This window comes from Curtobacterium sp. MCPF17_050 (genome assembly GCF_003224435.2).
Taxonomy (GTDB): Bacteria; Actinomycetota; Actinomycetes; order Actinomycetales; family Microbacteriaceae; genus Curtobacterium.
The window spans coordinates 1069326-1087800 of record NZ_CP126250.1 but is presented as its reverse complement, the minus strand read 5'-3'; the positions used below and the strand labels follow the sequence as shown (position 1 = coordinate 1087800).

Annotated in this window: 15 protein-coding genes and 1 tRNA gene; 2 read left to right on the top strand and 14 right to left on the bottom strand. The window is 73.3% G+C overall.

Going from position 1 to position 18475, the window contains the following annotated elements:
• Positions 1-13: 13 nt before the first annotated feature.
• A complete protein-coding gene (locus DEJ34_RS05185) occupies positions 14-331 on the bottom strand; it encodes a hypothetical protein (RefSeq protein WP_110823846.1) in 318 nt (105 codons plus the stop codon).
• A 205-nt stretch (positions 332-536) separates the two neighbouring features.
• Between DEJ34_RS05185 and DEJ34_RS05180 the strand changes: the two genes are divergently transcribed.
• Together DEJ34_RS05180 and DEJ34_RS05175 are read left to right on the top strand one after the other, a co-directional pair.
• Positions 537-1214: a response regulator transcription factor gene (locus tag DEJ34_RS05180; protein WP_110823845.1), complete on the top strand. Its 678-nt coding sequence runs from the start codon at positions 537-539 to the stop codon at positions 1212-1214.
• A 28-nt stretch (positions 1215-1242) separates the two neighbouring features.
• Positions 1243-2763 carry a sensor histidine kinase gene (locus DEJ34_RS05175; protein ID WP_110912040.1) on the top strand — a complete coding sequence of 507 codons (1521 nt, stop codon included), beginning with the start codon at positions 1243-1245 and terminating at the stop codon, positions 2761-2763.
• Between the two features lie 84 nt (positions 2764-2847).
• On the opposite strand, the gene DEJ34_RS05170 is transcribed toward DEJ34_RS05175, so the two are convergent.
• From DEJ34_RS05170 to obgE, 13 genes are all read right to left on the bottom strand, one after another.
• Positions 2848-6261, bottom strand: coding sequence for an error-prone DNA polymerase (locus DEJ34_RS05170; RefSeq protein WP_110900713.1), 3414 nt, complete (start codon positions 6259-6261; stop codon positions 2848-2850).
• A gap of 13 nt (positions 6262-6274) precedes the next feature.
• Positions 6275-7903 (bottom strand): DNA polymerase Y family protein, encoded by a 1629-nt coding sequence (locus DEJ34_RS05165; protein ID WP_110912041.1) that lies wholly within the window; start codon positions 7901-7903, stop codon positions 6275-6277.
• A gap of 89 nt (positions 7904-7992) precedes the next feature.
• Positions 7993-8850 (bottom strand): DnaE2-dependent mutagenesis accessory factor ImuA', encoded by an 858-nt coding sequence (gene imuA', locus DEJ34_RS05160; RefSeq protein ID WP_181419394.1) that lies wholly within the window; start codon positions 8848-8850, stop codon positions 7993-7995.
• A gap of 64 nt (positions 8851-8914) precedes the next feature.
• Positions 8915-10540, bottom strand: coding sequence for an anthranilate synthase component I family protein (locus DEJ34_RS05155; RefSeq protein ID WP_284180708.1), 1626 nt, complete (start codon positions 10538-10540; stop codon positions 8915-8917).
• Positions 10519-11457 carry an aldose 1-epimerase family protein gene (locus tag DEJ34_RS05150; RefSeq protein WP_181419395.1) on the bottom strand — a complete coding sequence of 313 codons (939 nt, stop codon included), beginning with the start codon at positions 11455-11457 and terminating at the stop codon, positions 10519-10521. The genes DEJ34_RS05155 and DEJ34_RS05150 overlap by 22 nt, the downstream gene beginning before the upstream one ends.
• Positions 11458-11546: 89 nt before the next feature.
• Positions 11547-11622: transfer RNA gene (locus tag DEJ34_RS05145), tRNA-Ala, on the bottom strand.
• A gap of 114 nt (positions 11623-11736) precedes the next feature.
• Positions 11737-12129 (bottom strand): ribosome silencing factor, encoded by a 393-nt coding sequence (rsfS, locus tag DEJ34_RS05140; RefSeq protein WP_110911623.1) that lies wholly within the window; start codon positions 12127-12129, stop codon positions 11737-11739.
• 130 nt (positions 12130-12259) lie between these two features.
• Complete coding sequence (locus DEJ34_RS05135; RefSeq protein ID WP_146236936.1) at positions 12260-13801, bottom strand: hypothetical protein; 1542 nt, start codon at positions 13799-13801, stop codon at positions 12260-12262.
• The gene (gene nadD / locus DEJ34_RS05130; protein ID WP_110823839.1) at positions 13798-14397 is read right to left on the bottom strand and encodes a nicotinate-nucleotide adenylyltransferase; all 600 of its coding nucleotides are present in this window, start codon (positions 14395-14397) and stop codon (positions 13798-13800) included. Before nadD ends, DEJ34_RS05135 begins: the two co-directional genes overlap by 4 nt.
• A gap of 11 nt (positions 14398-14408) precedes the next feature.
• Complete coding sequence (locus DEJ34_RS05125; RefSeq protein WP_110823838.1) at positions 14409-14609, bottom strand: hypothetical protein; 201 nt, start codon at positions 14607-14609, stop codon at positions 14409-14411.
• Between the two features lie 41 nt (positions 14610-14650).
• Positions 14651-15916: a glutamate-5-semialdehyde dehydrogenase gene (locus DEJ34_RS05120; RefSeq protein WP_110911625.1), complete on the bottom strand. Its 1266-nt coding sequence runs from the start codon at positions 15914-15916 to the stop codon at positions 14651-14653.
• Positions 15917-16004: 88 nt separating this feature from the next.
• Positions 16005-16820 carry a glutamate 5-kinase gene (gene proB / locus DEJ34_RS05115; protein ID WP_110890532.1) on the bottom strand — a complete coding sequence of 272 codons (816 nt, stop codon included), beginning with the start codon at positions 16818-16820 and terminating at the stop codon, positions 16005-16007.
• A gap of 13 nt (positions 16821-16833) precedes the next feature.
• Positions 16834-18396: a GTPase ObgE gene (gene obgE / locus DEJ34_RS05110; protein ID WP_110911626.1), complete on the bottom strand. Its 1563-nt coding sequence runs from the start codon at positions 18394-18396 to the stop codon at positions 16834-16836.
• Positions 18397-18475 lie beyond the last annotated feature (79 nt).

The window sequence follows — 18475 nt, the reverse complement described above, 5'->3', positions numbered from 1 at the left end:
GCCGGCCCCCGGTTCAGCAGACCCGCTCGCCCGCTGCCCGTGCGGCCTCGGTGGCGGTGGACAGCACCTCGCGCCAGACGTCGGCTGCGGGCCACGTCGGGTCCGAGGTGCCCATCTCCACGTCGGCGAACCGGCCGATCTCGGCGACCACCGCCTCCGGTCCGACCGCCCGTGCTGCGCGACCGGCGCTGTCCGGCACGGCCGTGCGCAGGTCGGCGACCACGCGGTCGCGGTGTGGTCCGTCGAGCGCTCCGAGGCCGACGACGCCCTTCCAGGCGGAGTCGAGCTCGGCGCGCAGGCGGACGATCTCCGGAAGGTCCGGGTCGTGCATGCTTCCCCCAAGTACAGGACGGTCTGTCGGGTGCAGCGTCCGAGGCGGAGCATAGCAACGAAGGGGGTACCGTCAGTACCCGTCAGTCTCGGGTGTCCACTGACCGCAGCCCGCACCGGTCGGCTGTGTCGCTGCTCAGGCGTTGTGACGACGGAACCGCCCACGCGGTCCGCGTTCGGTGCCACGATGGTCGCAGGAGGTCCAGATGCGCTTGTTGGTGGTCGAGGACGACGACGAGATGCGCGCGCTCATGGAGCGCGGGCTCGCCGCCGAGGGGTACCGCGTCACCGCGGTCGAGAACGGTGTGGAGGCACTCATCGCCCTGGGCGAGCAGCCCTACGACATCGCCGTGGTCGACGTGATGATGCCCGGCATGTCCGGCTTCGAGTTGGCGCGGCGCGTCCGCGAGCGCGAGGACCCGGTCCGGATCCTGCTCGTGACCGCGCGGGACGCCGTCGACGACCGTGTGTTCGGGCTCGACGCGGGCGCGGACGACTACCTCACCAAGCCCTTCGCCTTCGCCGAGCTCACCGCACGTCTGCGGGCACTGGGGCGTCGCGAGCCGACCGGCGCCCCGCGCACCATCGAGGTCGGGGACGTCTCCATCGACTCGGAGGCCCGTCGTGTGTCCGTCAAGGGGCAGCGGGTCGCGATGAGCCCCACCGAGTTCGCCCTGCTGCGCCTCCTCGCGCGCTCGGTCGGCACCGTCGTCGACCGGCCGAAGATCCTCGAGGAGGTCTGGGACGGGTCGCAGCACGTGGACCCGAACGTCGTCGAGCAGTACATCTCCTACCTGCGGAAGAAGCTCGTCGCGCAGGAGGCCACCGTGGCCATCAGCACCGTGCGCGGTCGGGGCTACCGGCTCGACCTCGTCACGGCCTGACGACCGCGTGGTGCGGTCGGACGGCGGCGTGACCGCGGGGCGGGTGCCGGGGCGCCGGCCGTCCCGGCTGCGGTCGCTGTCGTTGCGCGCCCGGATCACGATCGGGTCGACCGTCATCGCCGCCGTCGTCATCGCCCTGCTCGTGCTCGTGATGCGCCTGCAGGTGGTCAACGTCGTGGCGAGCGCCACCGAGACCCTGCTCGACGCCGACACGGACCCGTACGTCGCGACGCTCGAGGTCGACAGCGACCCGAACCTCTCACCACCCGGCAACGCCCAGTTCGTCGCCGTGGTCTCCCCCACCGGTGAGATCACCCTGTCCTCGATGCCGCGCCGCCTCGAGCAGTCGCTCGGCAGTCTGCGGACGACGCCGGCCGGCACCTCGGTCGTCGAGCTCGGCGGGTCCCAGTACCGCGTGGTCGTCGAACACCCGGTGAACCAGGCCGGTCGCTGGACCGTCGTCGCTGCCCGCAACTCGCAGGCCGAGGCGATCGTCGTCGACGAACTCACCACGACGCTGTCCTTCACCGGTCTGGCGATCCTCCTGGCCTTCGGCGTCGCGTCGTGGGTGCTGGCCACCACCGCACTCCGTCCGGTCAACCGGATGCGTCGCGAAGCCGAGCGGCTGTCCGTCGCCCCCGAACGTGCCGAGTTGCCGGTCGGCCCGGCGCAGGACGAACTCGCCTCGCTCGCGACGACCCTCAACGCCTTCCTGGCGCGGACGCGACAGGCCACCGAACGCGAGCGCCAGATGGTCTCGGACGCGAGCCACGAGCTCCGCACACCGCTGGCGATCCTCACCACGCAGCTCGACCTCGCCGCGCTCGACCGGGATGACGCCCGCGCACTCGCCGCGCACATCGAGCGGGCGAAGAACAGCGTCGCCCGGCTCTCCCGACTGGCCAACGACCTGCTCACGCTCTCGCGGATCGAGGAGTCGGAGCGCCGCGCGGCCGACGGTGCCCCGCAGTCCGCCACGACCTGGTCGGACCTCGGTGACGAGGTGATGGCCGCCGTCGACCGGGTGCGGCTCATCGCGAGCGCGAAGGACGTCACCGTCGACTTCGAACTCGAACCGCCGACCGTGGCCGACGGTTCCGACGGTTCCGACGGTTCCGACGGTTCCGACGAGCCGCGGTACCGGCTCGACACCGGGGGCATGGCACAGCTCGTCACGAACACCGCCGGCAACGCCGTCGCGGCGCTCCCCCGCGGAGGCACCGTGCTCGTCAGCTGGCGGGCCGCCTCCGGCGAGGGGGTGCTGCAGGTCACGGACGACGGCCCCGGCGTCCCGGAGTCGTTCGTGCCGGTCGCGTTCGACCGCTTCACCCGACCCGACGAGGCCCGCACGTCCCGCCGCGACCCGGACCCGACCACCGGCGGGGTCCCGATGCCGGGCGGGTCCGGCCTCGGGCTCGCGATCGTGCGGGCGGTGGCGGAACGGGCGGGCGGCACGGCGGCCCTCCGCAACCTGCCGACGGGTGGGCTCGAGGTGACCGTTCGGGTGCCCGAGGTGCGGGACGCTCCGGCGGTGCGCGCAGCGCACTGACCCGGACGGAAGCGGCGGTCGGTGCGCGTCACAGGCTCCCGGTGTGTCGTCACCAGCGGTGCGTCCCGGGGACGGGAGCGGCGGTCACTGGAAGTCCCGCGACCGTGTCCGGACGGCGAGCGGGAGGTGCTCGATGCGGTCCGCGACGAGGTTGACCACCCCGTCCGGTGACCGCTCGAGGATCCCCCGCACGATGACCGCAGGGGACTCCCGTGCCACCCGGCGGTACCGGGCCCACACCCCGACGCTGCAGATGACGTTCACCAGGCCGGACTCGTCCTCGACGTTGAGGAACGTGATCCCCGACGCCGTCGCCGGGCGCTGCCGGTGCGTCACGATCCCGCCGACCTCCACGCGCCGGCCGGTCTCCGCCGTCCTGGTGTCCTCGACGCTGAGCACCCCGCGCGCCGACAACCGCTCGCGGAGGTGCCCGACGGGGTGGTCGTCCGTGGACATCCCCGTCGACCACATGTCCGCGATGAGGACGTCCCCGCTCGTCATCTGCCCGAACAGCGGCGGCTGCACGACGACCTGGGTGTCCGGCAGCTGGTCGGGGCGCTCCGCCGCCGCCTGCGCCGCCGACCACATGCCACCACGACGATCGACCCCGAGCGACTCGAACGCGTCCGCGGCGGCGAGCGCCTCGAGCTGCGCGGTGGTGAGGCCGACCCGGCGTGCGAGGTCGGACATGTCCGTGAACGGTCCGTTCGCCCGCCGCTCGGCGACGATCCGCTCGGCGCTCCGGCGGCCGAGCGACGCGACCTCGGCGAGGCCGAGCCGCACGGCGGAGGCACCGTCACGACGGTGTGCGGCGGTGTCGTCGGGGGCGTCCCGGTCGAACGGCAGCACCGGTGGCTGCTCGGTGGCCAGGCAGGCGTCGTCCCCGACCGCGTCCGTCAGACCCTCGATCGGTTCGAGCGTCGCGTCGACCTCGGACCGCAGGATGTCCGGCCGGAGCACGCGGACCCCGTGCCGGCGGGCGTCGGCGACGAGGGTCTGCGGCGAGTAGAACCCCATCGGCTGCGCGCGGAGCAGCGCCGCCAGGAACGCCCCCGGGTAGTGCAGCCGCATCCACGCGCTCGCGTAGACGATGAGCGCGAAGCTGATCGAGTGGCTCTCCGCGAAGCCGAAGTTCGCGAACGCCTGGATCTTGGCGTAGATGGCGTCGGCGTCCTCGCCGTGGATGTCGTTCTCCGCCATGCCCCGGTAGAGCTTGTCCCGGAGCCGGTCGATCTTCTCGAGGCCGCGCTTCGACCCCATCGCCCGACGGAGCAGGTCGGCGTCGTCCCCGGAGCAGTTCCCGACCGCGATGGCCATCTGCATGAGCTGCTCCTGGAACAGCGGGACCCCGAGCGTCCGTTCCAGCACCGGTTCGAGCGCGGGGTGGATGTAGGTCACCGGTTCCTCACCCGTGCGCCGGCGGATGTACGGGTGCACCGCCCCGCCCTGGATCGGCCCGGGACGCACGAGGGCGACCTCGATCACGAGGTCGTAGAACCGACGCGGCAGCAACCGGGGCAGCGTGCCCATCTGCGCACGGGACTCCACCTGGAACACGCCGATCGTGTCCGCGCGACAGAGCTGGTCGTAGACGCCCTGCTCCTCCTTCGGGATGGAGTGCATGTCCCACCGCTCCCCGCAGTGGTCGGCGGCCAGGTCGAACGAGTACTGCAGCGCGGCGAGCATGCCGAGTCCGAGCATGTCGAACTTCACGAGCCCCATGTACGCGCAGTCGTCCTTGTCCCACTGCAGCACGGTCCGACCGTCCATCCGGGCGTGCTCGATCGGCACGACCTCGCCCACCGGCCGGTCGGTCAGGACCATCCCGCCGGAGTGGATGCCGAGGTGCCGCGGGAACCCGAGGACCTGCTGGGCCAGGTCGACCACCGGCTCCGGGATGTCGTGGTCCTGGCTCTCGGTGACCGAACCCCACCGTTCGACCTGCTTCGACCAGGCGTCCTGCTGTCCGGGGCTGTGTCCGAGTGCCTTCGCCATGTCCCGCACCGCGCCCTTCGGCCGGTAGGTGATGACGTTCGCGACCTGCGCGGCGTTGAACCGGCCGTACTTGTCGTAGACGTACTGGATGACCTCTTCGCGCCGGTCGGAGTCGAAGTCCACGTCGATGTCCGGTTCCTCGTCGCGCATGGCCGACAGGAACCGCTCGAACGGCAGGCCGTACCGGATCGAGTCGACGGCGGTGATCTCGAGCAGGTAGCAGACCGCCGAGTTCGCGGCCGAACCCCGCCCCTGGCAGAGGATCCCCCGCTCGCGGGCGAACTGCACCATGTCGCGCACGATGAGGAAGTACCCGGGGAAGCCCTTGTCCTCGATGACCGACAGCTCGCGTTCGATGCGCTCCCGCTTGTGCGCGTCGACGCCGTCCGCGTCCCCGGGGTAGAACCGGCGGGCCCCACGCCAGGTGAGTTCGCGCAGCCAGGTCATCGCCGTGTGGCCGTCCGGCACGTCGAGGTCGGGCAGCCCGGGCTTCGCGGTCTTCAGCTGGAAGCCGAGTTCGTCGGCGAGCACCACGCTCCGTTCGACGGCACCCGGCCACCGGGCGAACCGCCTGGCCATCTCGGCGCCGGACCGGAGGTGCGCGGTGTCGGCGGCGGGCAGCCACCCGTCGATCTCGTCCAGGCTGCGCCGGGCGCGGACGGCGGCCAGGGCGGTCGCCACCGGGAACCGGTCCGGGGTGGCGTAGTGCACGTTCCCGGTCGCCACGACGGGCAGCGCGTGCCGGGCGGCGAGCGCGGCGAGGACGTCGTTCCGGGCGCTGTCGAGCGGGTCCCCGTGGTCGGAGAGCTCCACGACGACGGAGCCCGTCCCGAACCGGTCGAGCAGCGCCCGCAGCGCCTGGTCGGCAGCGCTCTCGCCGCCGCGTTCGAGGGCCTGGCGGACGGTGCCCTTCCGACAGCCGGTGAGCACCCGCCACCGTCCGCCCGACCGCTCGGCGAGGTCGTCGAGGTCGTACCGGGGACGCCCCTTCTCGGAGCCCGCGGCGAGGTGCGCGGCCGTCACCGCGCCGGCCAGCCGGTGGTACCCGTCCTGCCCGTCGGCGAGGAGCAGCAGGTGCGAGCCTTCCGGGTCGGGTACGCCGTTCTGCGGTCCGGTCAGTCCGAGGGACAGCTCGGCGCCGTAGACGGTGGTGACGCTCGGGTACGTCTCGGCGACCTCGGCCATCCGCGCGGCACCGTAGAAGCCGTCGTGGTCGGTGATCGCCAGTCCGTGCAGGCCGAGTCGCGCGGCCTCCTCGAGCAGGTGCTCGGGCGGGCTCGCCCCGTCCAGGAAGCTGAAGGTGGAGTGCGCGTGGAGTTCCGCGTACGGCACGGCGGGCGGCGCGTCCGGCGAGGCGACGTCCGCCGGACGGTACGGCGCACGCTTCCGCGACCAGGCCGGACTGTCGCCGCCGTCGCCCTCGGGGGTCGTCCCCGGGCTCCGCTTGTCGGAGAGGGCGCGCTCGAACTGCGACCACGGGATCGGCGGGTTGTTGTACCCCATCAGTGTCCGTCCTTCACGTCGCGATCGCCTCTGCCCACCAGCGGTGGTCGGCGAGGACCAGGTACCACGCCCGCCCCTCGGCGTCGACGAGCTGCAGGCGGTGCAGTCGTCGTCCGCCCGACTCCCACCACCGCACGACGAGCGGCCACGGCCCCGCCCACGCCGTGACGGGTGCGAACCGTCCGCCGCGGTCGCCGTCCGACCGGAAGCGTCCGGGTTCGCCGGTCAGGGTGCCCCGGTCGTCGACGTCCACCGGGCCGCCGTCCGCCGTGACGACGTCCACCGGGCGCGGCCGCTCGAGGACCGTCGCCGGCGGCGGCCCGGGCAGCTTGCCCGGCCATGGGCGGTCCCGGACCACCGCGAGGGCGCGCTCGCCCCCGGCGGGTGCGTCCCCCCACGGCACGAGCACGACGCGTTCCGCCAGCGTGCGGCCGCCACCGATCCGGGGCGTGACGACACCGTCGTGCCCGACCATGCCCTGTACGCGGGCCAGGCCGTGGTGCACCCGCTCGTCGGGTCCGGAGCCCCAGAGTCCGCGCTCGTGGTTCGCGAGGTCGTCCACCGCGACGGGTTCGAGCACGACCGAGGTGACCGGCGCCTCGAGCCCGGTCGGGTCGACCCCGCCGGCGAGCTGCCACCGCACCCGGTCCACCACGTCGGCCGCGTCGAACCACCGCGGGTGCGCCCACACCCGTTCGAGCAGGACGTCCCGTTCGTCGACGATGCCGACCCGGATCGTCGTCGCCACGAGACCGGCTGCACGGAGCTTCGCGGCGAAGTCGTCGGCGGAGCGGCGGAACGCGAAGGCGATCTGGTCGGCGCGGTCGAGGGGCGGTTCGAAGGACGCCTGGACCTCGAGGTCGGGCGGCACCTCGCGCGCGGAGACCTCCCGCGGGTCGCGCCCGCCGGCCAGGCGGTGCAGGAACGCCCCGGGGACGCCGAACCGGTCGCGCACCTGTTCGTCGGTGAGCGCGGCGAAGTCCCCGAGCGTCGCGATCCCGAGTCGGCCGAGGACCATCGCGAGGTCCGGGTCGCCGAGCACGCCGAGCGGCAGCGGGGCGAGGAACTCCGCCGACCCGCCGACCGGCACCATCCGGACGCGCTCCCCGGGCCGCCGCGGTCGTGCCCGTGCGGCCTGCTCGGCGGCGAACGGGGTGTCGGCCACCCCGGCCCGGACACCCGGTGCGCCGTGGTCGGCCGCGATGCCCGCCAGGACGGTCGCCGCGGCCCGTTCTCCACCGTGGTAGCGCGCCGGACCGCGGGCCCGCAGCGCGATCGTCCCGGGGCGCAGGACCTCCACCCCGGGTGCTGCTTCCTCGATGGCGCGGATGACCGGCTCGAACGCACGGTGGTCGAGCGCGTCGTCGTACGGCTGGGTGACGAGGTCGGTGCAGCGTGCCTGTGCTTCCCGCACCCGCAACCCTCGGACCACCCCGACCTGCCGGGCCGAGGCGGAGCTGGCGAAGACCAGGCCCTTGGCGATGAGGGCGAACGGTTGTTCCGGAGGCGCGCCAGCTGCCCGGGCGGCCGCGATGACGGGCCAGTCCGGGCACCAGAGGACGATCGTGCGGGTCGGCGGGGGTTCCGGCAGCCCCGCTCCCCGGCTGAGCGCGTCGGCACGGACGGCTCCCGCACCGGGCATCCCGACACCGGGCATCCCGACGCCCGACAGTGCAGCGCCTGCTCCCCCGCCCTTCGGCGTGCCCACCAGCGCTCGGCGCCCGCGGGGGCTCACGACGCCACCGCGACGGGACGCAGGACCCGCTCGTCGACCGGCACCGCGGCGACCGCGGTCGTCGGGACGGCCGCGCGGACCGAGCCGTCCGCAGCGGGCAGCAGCAGTTCGGCGCTCGTCGGTCGGACCGCACCGGCGCGCCCCGACGCGGTGACGGTCACCCGTCGCTCGGTGAGGTACCCGTGACCGTGGCCGATCCCGCTCCACCGGGACTCGGTGACGCGCAGGGTGACGTCCGCCCCGGGCCAGGACCCGAGCGCGACGAGTGCGGCCCCGCGCTGCCGGAGACGCGCGGAGAGCCGGGCGACGTCACCGGGCACCACGCGGCCGAGGGGACGGGTGAGGACGATCTGCGCGACGTCGGCGAGGGCCGCGGTCACCGCGAGCCACTGGTCGCCCGGGTCCGGCACCAGCACGAGTCGTTCCAGGTCGATCCCCGCCGCGGCCGCCGCCTCCACACCGAACGAGGGCACGCCGACCACTGCGCACCACGCGCCGGCCGCCGATGCCGCCTGCAGCATCGTCTGGGCGAGCAGCACCGACTCCGGCACGGCGTAGGTGCCACCCGCGCGGATCGCACCGCCCGGCAGCAGCGGGGCGAGGGCGTCCGCGGTGGGCAGCCCGTCGGTGTCCACCCGGGTGGACTCCATGTCGGCCACCCGCGACCGCAGCGAGGTGATCCGGTCGAGTGCCGCCCGCGCTGCTCCGACGTGGTCGGCCCCGCGAGCCCCGTCCGCGCCCCCGCGAGCAGCACCGTTCCGCCCGACGTGCTCGCGGTCCCCGCGTCCGCGGTCGCTGCGCTCGTCGGACGACCGGAGTGCCGTCGCCGTCTGCATGCCCTCATGTTCGAACATGTGTTCGATGATGTCAACCGGCACCGACATCCGGTGGACAGCGGCTCGAACACCTGTTCGAGGGCTACCAGTGCGCCGCCGCACCCACCCCGCGGAGCACCGACACCGTCTTCGCCTCGACCTCGTCGGCCTCGTCCTCCGGCGAGGACGACCACGTCACCGCGCCGCCCGCCCCGAGCGTCCTGCGCCGCACGGACCCGTCCGGGTGGAGGACCGTCACCAGTGTCCGGATGGCCACCGACAGATCGACCGCACCGCTGGCCGAGAAGTACCCGATCGCCCCGGCGTACACCCCGCGCGGGGCACCCTCCAGCCGGTCCGCGATCGCCGTCGCACTGCGCTTCGGCGCTCCCGTCATCGACCCCGGCGGGAAGGCCGCCCGCACGACCGCGGCCCGGGACGCCCCGGGTGCCAGGACACCGGCGATCGTCGACACCATCTGGTGGACGCTCGCGTACGTCTCGACGTCGCAGAGCCGTTCGACGCGCACCGACCCCGGGCGCGCCGTCCGCTGCAGGTCGTTCCGCAGCAGGTCGACGATCATCACGTTCTCGGCCCGGTCCTTAGCGCTGGTCGTCAGGTCGGCGCGCACCACGGCGTCCTCGACCGGGTCGACGTGACGCGGTCTGGTGCCCTTGATCGGCTCGGCCAGCACACCGCCGTCGGCGTCGATGCGCAGGAACCGCTCCGGGGACCGGCTGGCGATCCGCAGGTCACCGGTCCGCAGGTACGCGCCGAACGGCACCGGATCGCTCCGGCGGATCCGCAGGTACTCCGCCAGGTGGCGGTCGCCGGCGGCCCCGGGGCGGTCCAGGGCGTCCGGTGAGTCTGCTACATCCGGTGCGTCCGGGACGGCGAACGCCGTCGTCAGGCACACCTGGAACGCGTTGCCCTCGCGGATCTCGTCACGGCACGTGTCCACCGCACGCTCGTAGGCCGCGCGGTCGACGCGACCACACGCCTCCAGGAGGGACCGGTCGGGCTCCCGACCACCGTCCGGGAGGCCCGTGGCCCGGTCCGCCAGGTCGTCGTGCGGCTCCGGAGCGGCCAGCCCCCGGTCGTCCGGGTCCGCGCCGCACAGCCCGGCCGACCAGGCGCGGTTCGCCGCGGACGCGTCCGGCTCGTCGTCGTCCACGAGGGTCAGCGCCCAGGCGGCTCCGTCCCCCCGCACGAGGACCGCACGGTCCACGAACCGGAGGTCGGCGTCCGCGTGTCCGTCCGCGGTCCGGTCGGGCCCGTCGACCTCACGCCCGAGCTCGTACCCGAGGAAGCCGACCCACCCGAGCGCGAACGCACAGCCGTCCACCGGTGCGTCCAGCGTCGGTGTGCGCTGCAGGAGGTCGTCGAGGACGGCGAACGCGGCTCGGTCCTCGACCCGGGACGACCCGAACCACGACCCGGCGGCAGGCGACACGTCGAGCCGGGCGACACGGTCCCGGTGACGGAACCGCGCGGCGAACGGCCCGTCCGTGAGGGCGAGCACCGACCACGCGGCACGGAGCCCCGCCGACGGTGGGGCCCCCTCCGGCAGTGCGGAGTCGAACCAGACCAGGTCGGTCGTGGTCCTCCGGGCGAGCACGGCGAGGTCGACCGGGCCGTCGAGCCTGCGGGTCTGGAGCCGCGGGCCGGCGCCTCCCTCGACGGACGGGGTGGGAACCGCCTCGGCCGTCAGACCGCGGAGATCGTCCATGCGGCGGCGTGGGCGGTGCCCGGCTCGAGCACGACGAGGCCGGCGTCCACGTCGGCGGCGAAGGCGTCCCCGTTGAAGGCGTTCGGCGCGCAGGTCATCGGCTCGACGGCCAGCCCGGCACGGTGGTACCCGGGGACCACGTGGTCGGCGGTGTGCACCTGCGCCCACCCGCACTCAGGGCCGAAGGCGACCCGGACGCCGTGTCCGTCCGCTGCCGTGACGGTGATCGCCGCGATGCCGTCGGTGTCGCGGTCGAAGCCGGTGAAGGCGTGGTCGATGAACCGCGGTCCGATGTGCGTTGGCGTCCGGAGGTCGAACTCGTCGTGCACCGGGACCAGGTCGGTCGGGATGAGCCGGTCCTCGGTGACCTCGAGGACCTCGGCGGCCGGGAGCGTCAGCGTCCAGTCGTCGACCGTGCCCGCGCCGGCGAGGAGGTACGGGTGCGGGCCGGTCCCCCACGGTGCCCGGTCGTCGCCGGTGTTCGTGCCGGTGACGGTGGTGTGCAGGCCGTCGGCGTCGAGGCGGTACTCCACGCGGACCTCGACCCGGTACGGGTACCCCTCCTGCGGCTGCACGGTCGTGGCGAGCACCACACGGTCGACGTCATGTTCCAGCACGGCGAACTCCGTCCAGGCGACCAGTCCGTGCAGGGCGTGGGAGCGCTTCGGCTCGGTCAGGGCGAGTTCGTGCTCGGTCCCGCCGAAGGTGTACCGGCCGTCCACCACTCGGTTCGGCCACGGGGCGAGGACCGCCCCACGGAAGACCGGTCGTACCTCGTCCGCGTCGAAGGTGGTGACGAGGTCGCGGCCGTCGTGGCGGAGTGCCCGCAGGGTCGCGCCGACGCTCGCGATGTCGGCGGTGTAGCCGGAGGATGCGATCGACGTCTGGGACCCGGACCGGGGGGCTGCGCTGCTCATGCGGTCAGCGTATCGGCCGCGGGGACCCGGGCGGGCGACGGGGCAGGAACGGGAGAAGCCCCGTTGCTCGGGGAGCAACGGGGCTTCGGTGGTGGATCTGAGGGGACTCGAACCCCTGACCCCCTGCATGCCATGCAGGTGCGCTACCAGCTGCGCCACAGACCCGTCGGCCGCAAGCGGCCTGTCGGTGTCCCTCCGGTTCCCCGGAGGCACCAGTACAGCGTACACCACGCGGAGACGGGGGAACGAAATCGCCGTCGCCTCCCGGGCGCGTCGCCGCTACGCGGACTGTTCGGCCGCCTGCGTCTGGTCGACCGGGAGGTCGAGCGGGATGACCGGGCAGTCCGACCAGAGTCGCTCGAGGGAGTAGTACTGGCGCTCTTCCTCGTGGAAGACGTGCACGACGATGTCCCCGAAGTCGATCAGCGCCCATCGGCCTTCACTGCGGCCTTCACGACGCAGCGGCTTCGAACCTGCCTCGAGCATGCGGTCCTCGATCTCGTCGGCGATGGCGAGCACGTTGCGCTCGTTGCGGCCGGTGGTGAGCAGGAAGACGTCGGTGAGCTGGAGCGGTCGGGTGACGTCGAGGGCGACGAGGTCCTCGGCCTGCTTGGAGTCGGCCGCTTGGGCGGCGATCTGCACGAGTTCGAGTGCGCGAGCGGAGGCGGTCACGGATTCCTTCCGGTGGTCATCCCGACGGAGGCGTCGCGATGTTCATGATGGGTGTCGATCATAGGTCAGACCGCCGACGACGGCCATGCCGACGAGGACGGTGAGCCCGGACCGACGACCCGGTGATCGGCTACGAGCCGAAGAAGTTGGTGGCCACCAGGGCGACGACGATCACGCCCGCCGCGACGACCCCGACCGCGCTGGCCGCGACCGCCAGGACCACGGGCGCCTTCGAGTCCTTGGGCTTCGCCGCGGCCAGGACGACCTGCCGCGTCGAGGTGTGGCTCGACACCGCACGGCTCGCGCGCACCGGGCTGGCGTCGGTGTCGGGCTGCTCGTCCTGCTGGTCGAGCAGCCGGTCGACCTCGGCGCCGTCGATCGGCCGGTGCGACCCGGTCGAGGACAGCGAGGACGGCAGGTCGATCGACCCGGTGAGGATGACCTCGCCGGTGGCGTTCAGCGCACCGGTCGGGTCCGCCAGGGCCGAGTTCGGCAGGATGATGGCGTTCGACCGCGCCTCGGTGACGCGACGGGTGCCGGTCTCCTCGTCGTGGACCTCGGCGTCGTTCGAGTCGTGCGCGAAGGTGGACCAGTGGCCGCTCGGCGCCTCGAAGGCCGCGGTGACCGGCTTCGGCTCGCGGCCGGCATCGGACGACGCCGGACGGGATGCGGAGCCCGGCGCCGACGCCGAGCCGGAACGGACGGCGGAGGTCGGTCCGGACACCTGGGCGTCGGCGGGCACGACGGGCAGCGGGACCTCGTTCGTGTCGTCGTCGTCCAGGTCGAGCGGGAACACGCCGGGAGCCGCTGCAGCCGGGGCGGAGGTCGGGGCCGGGACGACGTCGTCGACACCGGTCCCCGCCGTCGTACCCGGCTCGTCGGTGACCGCGAGGTCGTCCGGGTCCGCGTCGTGCGGTGCCCAGGTGGTGCGGTGCAGGCGCGGCTCCTCCGCGTGCGCGGCCGCCGCCTCGAGGGGCTCGATCGCGTCGGGCGATCCGTCGGCGGCCGTGGCCTGCTCGACGGCTGCCGGGTCGAGGTGGGACACCTCGGGGTTCGGCTCCTGCCAGTGCGAGGTCTCGCCGCCGTCGTCCTCAGCGCGGGTGTCCTGACCGGCGTCGTCGTCCGACCGGTCTGCGGTGTCGGCGGTGTCGGCGGGGCCGGCGAACCCGAAGGGCACCAGCGGCGCCCGCTCGGGGTCGACGCCCGACGCGGCCGTCTCGGCGGGCGTCGGAAGGGACGGCACCTGTGCGTCCGGGGCCGGGACGGCGGCCGGACCGGACAGGGTGCCGAGCACGTCCTGCACCGTGCGGTCCGAGGAGTGCGGGGTGGGGTTCTGCAGCGGGACCGGACGGCCGCCCTGCTCCTGTGCCTCGCGGAGGAGCCGCAGCTGTCGGCGGGACATCCCGCCGGTGCCGGGCACGATCTCCGTCGCGGACGCCGGCGGCTGGTCCGGGACACCCGAGGGTGCGCTGGCGGACCGCGGGACGGCCGACTGGGCGGGCGCCGCGGAGCCGGGCGCGACGTGCGAACCGGGACGACGCCGGGCCTCCGGCGCGCTGGTCGCGGCGACGGTCGGCGGTGGGGTCACGGGCTGGGCACCGCCGGACGCGGCGCGCTCACGCTCGCGCATCTGACGCCGCGACAGGGGCGGCTGCGCGTCGGACGGACTCATGCAACGCTCCGATACAGATGGTGCTTCGAGATGTACTGGACGACGCCGTCCGGTACGAGGTACCAGACGGGGGACCCGCCTCTCACCCGATCGCGGCAGTCGGTCGAGGATATCGCCAGCGCGGGGACCTCGAGGACACTAACGTCCCGTTCTGGGAGTCCGGTGATGCTCAACGCGTGTCCCGGTCGGGTCACGGCGACGAAGTGGGCCAGGTCCCAGAGGCCGTCGTGGTCCTTCCAGTCCAGGATCTGCTGGACCGCGTCCGCTCCGGAGATGAACACGAGCTGCGCGTCGGGGCGCTGCTCGCGGAGGTCGCGGAGGGTGTCCACCGTGTAGGTCGGACCCGGGCGGTCGATGTCCACCCGGCTGACCGTGAACATCGGGTTCGACGCCGTCGCGATGACCGTCATCAGGTACCGGTGTTCGGCGTCGGTGACGTCCGCCTTCATGTACGGCTGACCGGTCGGGACGAACACGACCTCGTCGAGGTCGAAGTGCTTCGCGACCTCGGACGCCGCCACGAGGTGACCGTGGTGGATCGGGTCGAACGTCCCGCCCATCACCCCGATGCGCGGCCGACCCGTGCTCTCGAGCATCGGGGGGCTGGTCAGATCTTCGAGTGGCCGAACTCGTCCACGCCGGTCTCGTGCTGCCGGGTGGCCTGGAACTTGTGCGAGTGGCGGTAGGCGACGTCGCGGAAGCTCCACGTGACGAAGCCCAGGAAGGTGAAGAAGCAGGCGGCGACGATCGGGTAGACGATCGCGGGGACGCCGGCCGCGTGCTCGGCGGCCTCAGCGAGGAGTGACATCTGGCAGTGCTCCGATCGGTCGAGGAAGACTCCGGACCATCCTAGCCGCGGATGTGTCCCTGCCCGCGCACGAGCCACTTGGTACTCGTGAGCTCCGGAAGCCCCATCGGCCCCCTGGCGTGCAACTTCTGCGTCGAGATGCCGACCTCGGCCCCGAAACCGAACTCACCCCCGTCGGTGAACCGGGTCGAGGCGTTCACCATGACGACGGCGGAGTCGACCCCGGCCAGGAAGTGCTCCGCCGTGTCGACGTCGTTCGTCACGATCGACTCGGTGTGGTGCGTCGACCACCGGGCGATGTGCGCCATGGCCGCGTCCACGTCCGACACGACCCGGATCGACAGGTCGAGGTCCATCGACTCGGTCGCCCAGTCGGCCTCGGTCGCGCGCAGCACCCCGGGCACGATCGTCCGCGTGGCGTCGTCGCCACGGAGGGTCACCCCGGCGCCACGGAGCCGGTCGGCGAGCACGGGCAACAGCCGTTCCGCGGCCCGCTCGTGCACCAGCAGGGTCTCGAGGGCGTTGCACACGCTCGGCCGCTGCACCTTGCTGTTCAGGACGATGTCCACGGCCCGGTCGAGCGGCGCGGACTCGTCGAGGAACACGTGCACGACCCCGGCCCCGGTCTCGATCACCGGCACCTGGGACTCGGTCACGACGGTCTGGATCAGGGAGGCGCTCCCCCGCGGGATGAGCACGTCGACGAGCCCACGGGCACGCATGAGCTCGGTCGCGCCCTGCCGGCCGAACTCGTCGATGGTCTGGACCAGTTCCCGCGGGAGTCCGACCGAGGCGACGGCGTCCTGGATCCGTGCGACCAGGACCGCGTTCGTCCGCTGCGCCGCCGACCCGCCGCGCAGGACGACCGCGTTGCCGGACTTCAGGGCCAGGGAGGCGATGTCGACGGTCACGTTCGGTCGTGCTTCGTAGATCGCGCCGACGACCCCGAACGGCACGCGGACCTGCGTGAGTTGCAGGCCGTTCGGCAGGACCGATCCCCGGACGTGCTGGCCGACCGGGTCGGTCAGGCCGACGACGTGCTCGACGGCGTACGCGAGAGCATCGACCCGGGCCACGTCGAGCCGCAGTCGATCGAGCAGACCCGACGACAGGCCGGCGTCCTCCCCCGCGACGAGGTCCTCGTGGTTCGCCGTCACGATCTCGGCCGTGCCCGCACGCAGCTCGAGCGCGATCGCCCGGAGAGCGGCGTCCTTGACGGCGGTCGTCGCGGTCGCGAGCGCCGTCGATGCGGAGCGCGCGGCGGTCAGGACGTCGGCCAGGGTCGGAGCGGGGGCGGTGCGGGACATGGACCGATCGTAGACCGGCGACCACCCGCGTGACGCGACCTGTGGACACGGACGGGAGGCGCGCCTCCAGGCCGTCGACGACCCGCGCTCAGGCGCGTGGTGCGGCCCGGAACCAGGTACCGACGTGCTCGCCGCCGAGGGCTCGCTCGACGAGCGCGGTGGCCGTGACGAGGACCGCGGTGCCGGCCTCGGCGGCGAGTCGCGCGGCCGCGACCTTCGTGCCGGCTCCCCCGGTGCCGACCCCGGCCGCGCCGATCGAGCCGAAGGTGACGCCGGCGAGCTCGTCGCCGAACGGGACCTCGTCGATGCGGGTGGCGCCGGGCTGCTCCGGCGGCTTCGTGTACAGGGCCTCGACGTCGGACAGGAGCACGAGGGCGTCGGCCTCGAGCTGCCGGGCGACCAGTGCCGCGAGCCGGTCGTTGTCACCGAACCGGATCTCGTGGGTGGCGACCGTGTCGTTCTCGTTGACGATCGGGAGCACCCGGAGTTCGAGCAGCCGGTTCATCGCACGGCGGGCGTTCACGCGGTGCGTCGGGTTCTGCAGGTCGCCGGCGGTGAGCAGCACCTGGGCCGCGGTGACGCCGTGGCGGTCGAGTTCCTTCTGGTACCGGAACACGAGGACGGCCTGCCCGGTCGCGGCGGCCGCCTGCTGGGTCGCGAGGTCGTCCGGCCGGCCGTCCAGGCCGAGGAAGGGGAAGCCCGTCGCGATCGCACCCGAGGACACGAGCACGACCTCGGTCCCACGCCGGTACGCACCGACCAACGCGTCGACCAGGGGGCCGATCTGCCCGGCGTTGTCCCCGCTGACCGAGGAGGACCCGACCTTCACGACGATCCGTCGCGCGCGCGGGATGTCGGCCCGCTCGGTGACGGGTCCGGCGGTGCGCTCGGTCGTGTCGGTCATCGTCGCTCCCGGGTCAGTCCCGCTCGGCTGCTGCCTGCTCGACGGACGAGGCGGTGTCGGGCACGCCCGCGTCGGTGGCGTCGTCCTGCCACAGCCCGGCGCGGCGCTCCTGCTCGAGCTCCGCGCGGGCGGCCGCCTTCGCGTCCATCCGCTCGAAGTAGTCGGCACGACGCTCGTTGCGTGTGGGGCGCGCGTTGAGGTCGAGTCGGGCGTCGGTGCCGCGTGCACTCGTGATGAGCTCGGCGGTGGAGGTGAGGGTGGGCTCCCAGTCGAAGACCATCCCGCCGTCGCCACCGATCACGACGGTGGACCCGGCGACGGCTCCGGCCTTGAAGAGGCCGTCCTCGACACCGAGCTTCGCGAGCCGGTCGGCGAGGTAGCCGATCGCCTCCTCGTTGGTGAAGTCGGTCTGCTGGACCCAGCGCTCCGGCTTCGCGCCGCGGACGCGGTAGAAGCGGTGCTCCTCGCCGCCCTCGGCCCGGACTGTGAAGGGCTTCTCGTCGACGGCCTTCGGGCGGATGACGATGCGCTCGACCTCGGGCTCGGCGGCACGCTCGGCCCGCGCTTGCTCGACGATGTCGGCCAGGGCGAAGGTGAGTTCGCGCAGGCCCTTGTGCGACGCGGTCGAGATCGGGAAGACCCGGTAGCCGCGCGACTCGAACTCCGCGGTCACGAAGGCCGCGAGCTCCGCGGCGTCCGGCACGTCGATCTTGTTCAGCGCGATGAGCTGCGGGCGCTCGAGGAGCGGGACCTGTCCCTCGGGGACCGGGTACTGCTCGAGCTCGCGGAGGATGACGTCGAGGTCGCTCACCGGGTCGCGGCCGGCGTCGAGCGTCGCACAGTCGATCACGTGCAGGAGTGCCTCGCAGCGCTCCACGTGGCGGAGGAACTCGAGCCCGAGGCCCTTGCCCTCCGACGCGCCCTCGATCAGGCCGGGGACGTCCGCGACGGTGAACCGGGTCGTGCCGGACTCGACGACGCCGAGGTTCGGCGTGAGGGTGGTGAACGGGTAGTCGGCGATCTTCGGCTTCGCTGCCGAGACCGCGGCGATGAGCGAGGACTTCCCCGCACTCGGGAACCCGACCAGGGCCACGTCGGCGATGGTCTTCAGCTCGAGGCTGACGTCCCCGCTCCAGCCGTCGGTGCCGAGCAGCGCGAACCCGGGGGCCTTGCGCTTCGTGGTCGCCAGAGCGGCGTTGCCGAGCCCGCCCTGGCCCCCGGGGGCCACGACGACGCGGATGCCCGGTTCGGTGAGGTCCGCGAGCACCTCGCCGTCCTCGTCGTACACGACAGTGCCGACGGGGACGGGGAGCTCGAGCGTCTCGCCACTGACACCGCTCCGGTGGTCGCCCATGCCCGGCTGGCCGTTGCGGCTGGAGCGGTGGGGCGAGCGGTGGTAGCCCAGGAGGGTCGTGACCTGCGGGTCGGAGACGAGCACGATGTCGCCGCCGTCACCGCCGTTGCCGCCGTCGGGGCCCGCGAGGGGCTTGAACTTCTCACGACGGACGGACACACAGCCGTTGCCACCGTTGCCTGCCGTCAGGTGCAGGGTCGCGCGGTCGACGAACGTCGCCATGGGTTCACTCCTGGTTGTCGTACGGGAAAACAGCGGGAGGGGCAGGCACACGGCCTGCCCCTCCCGCTGAACTGATCGT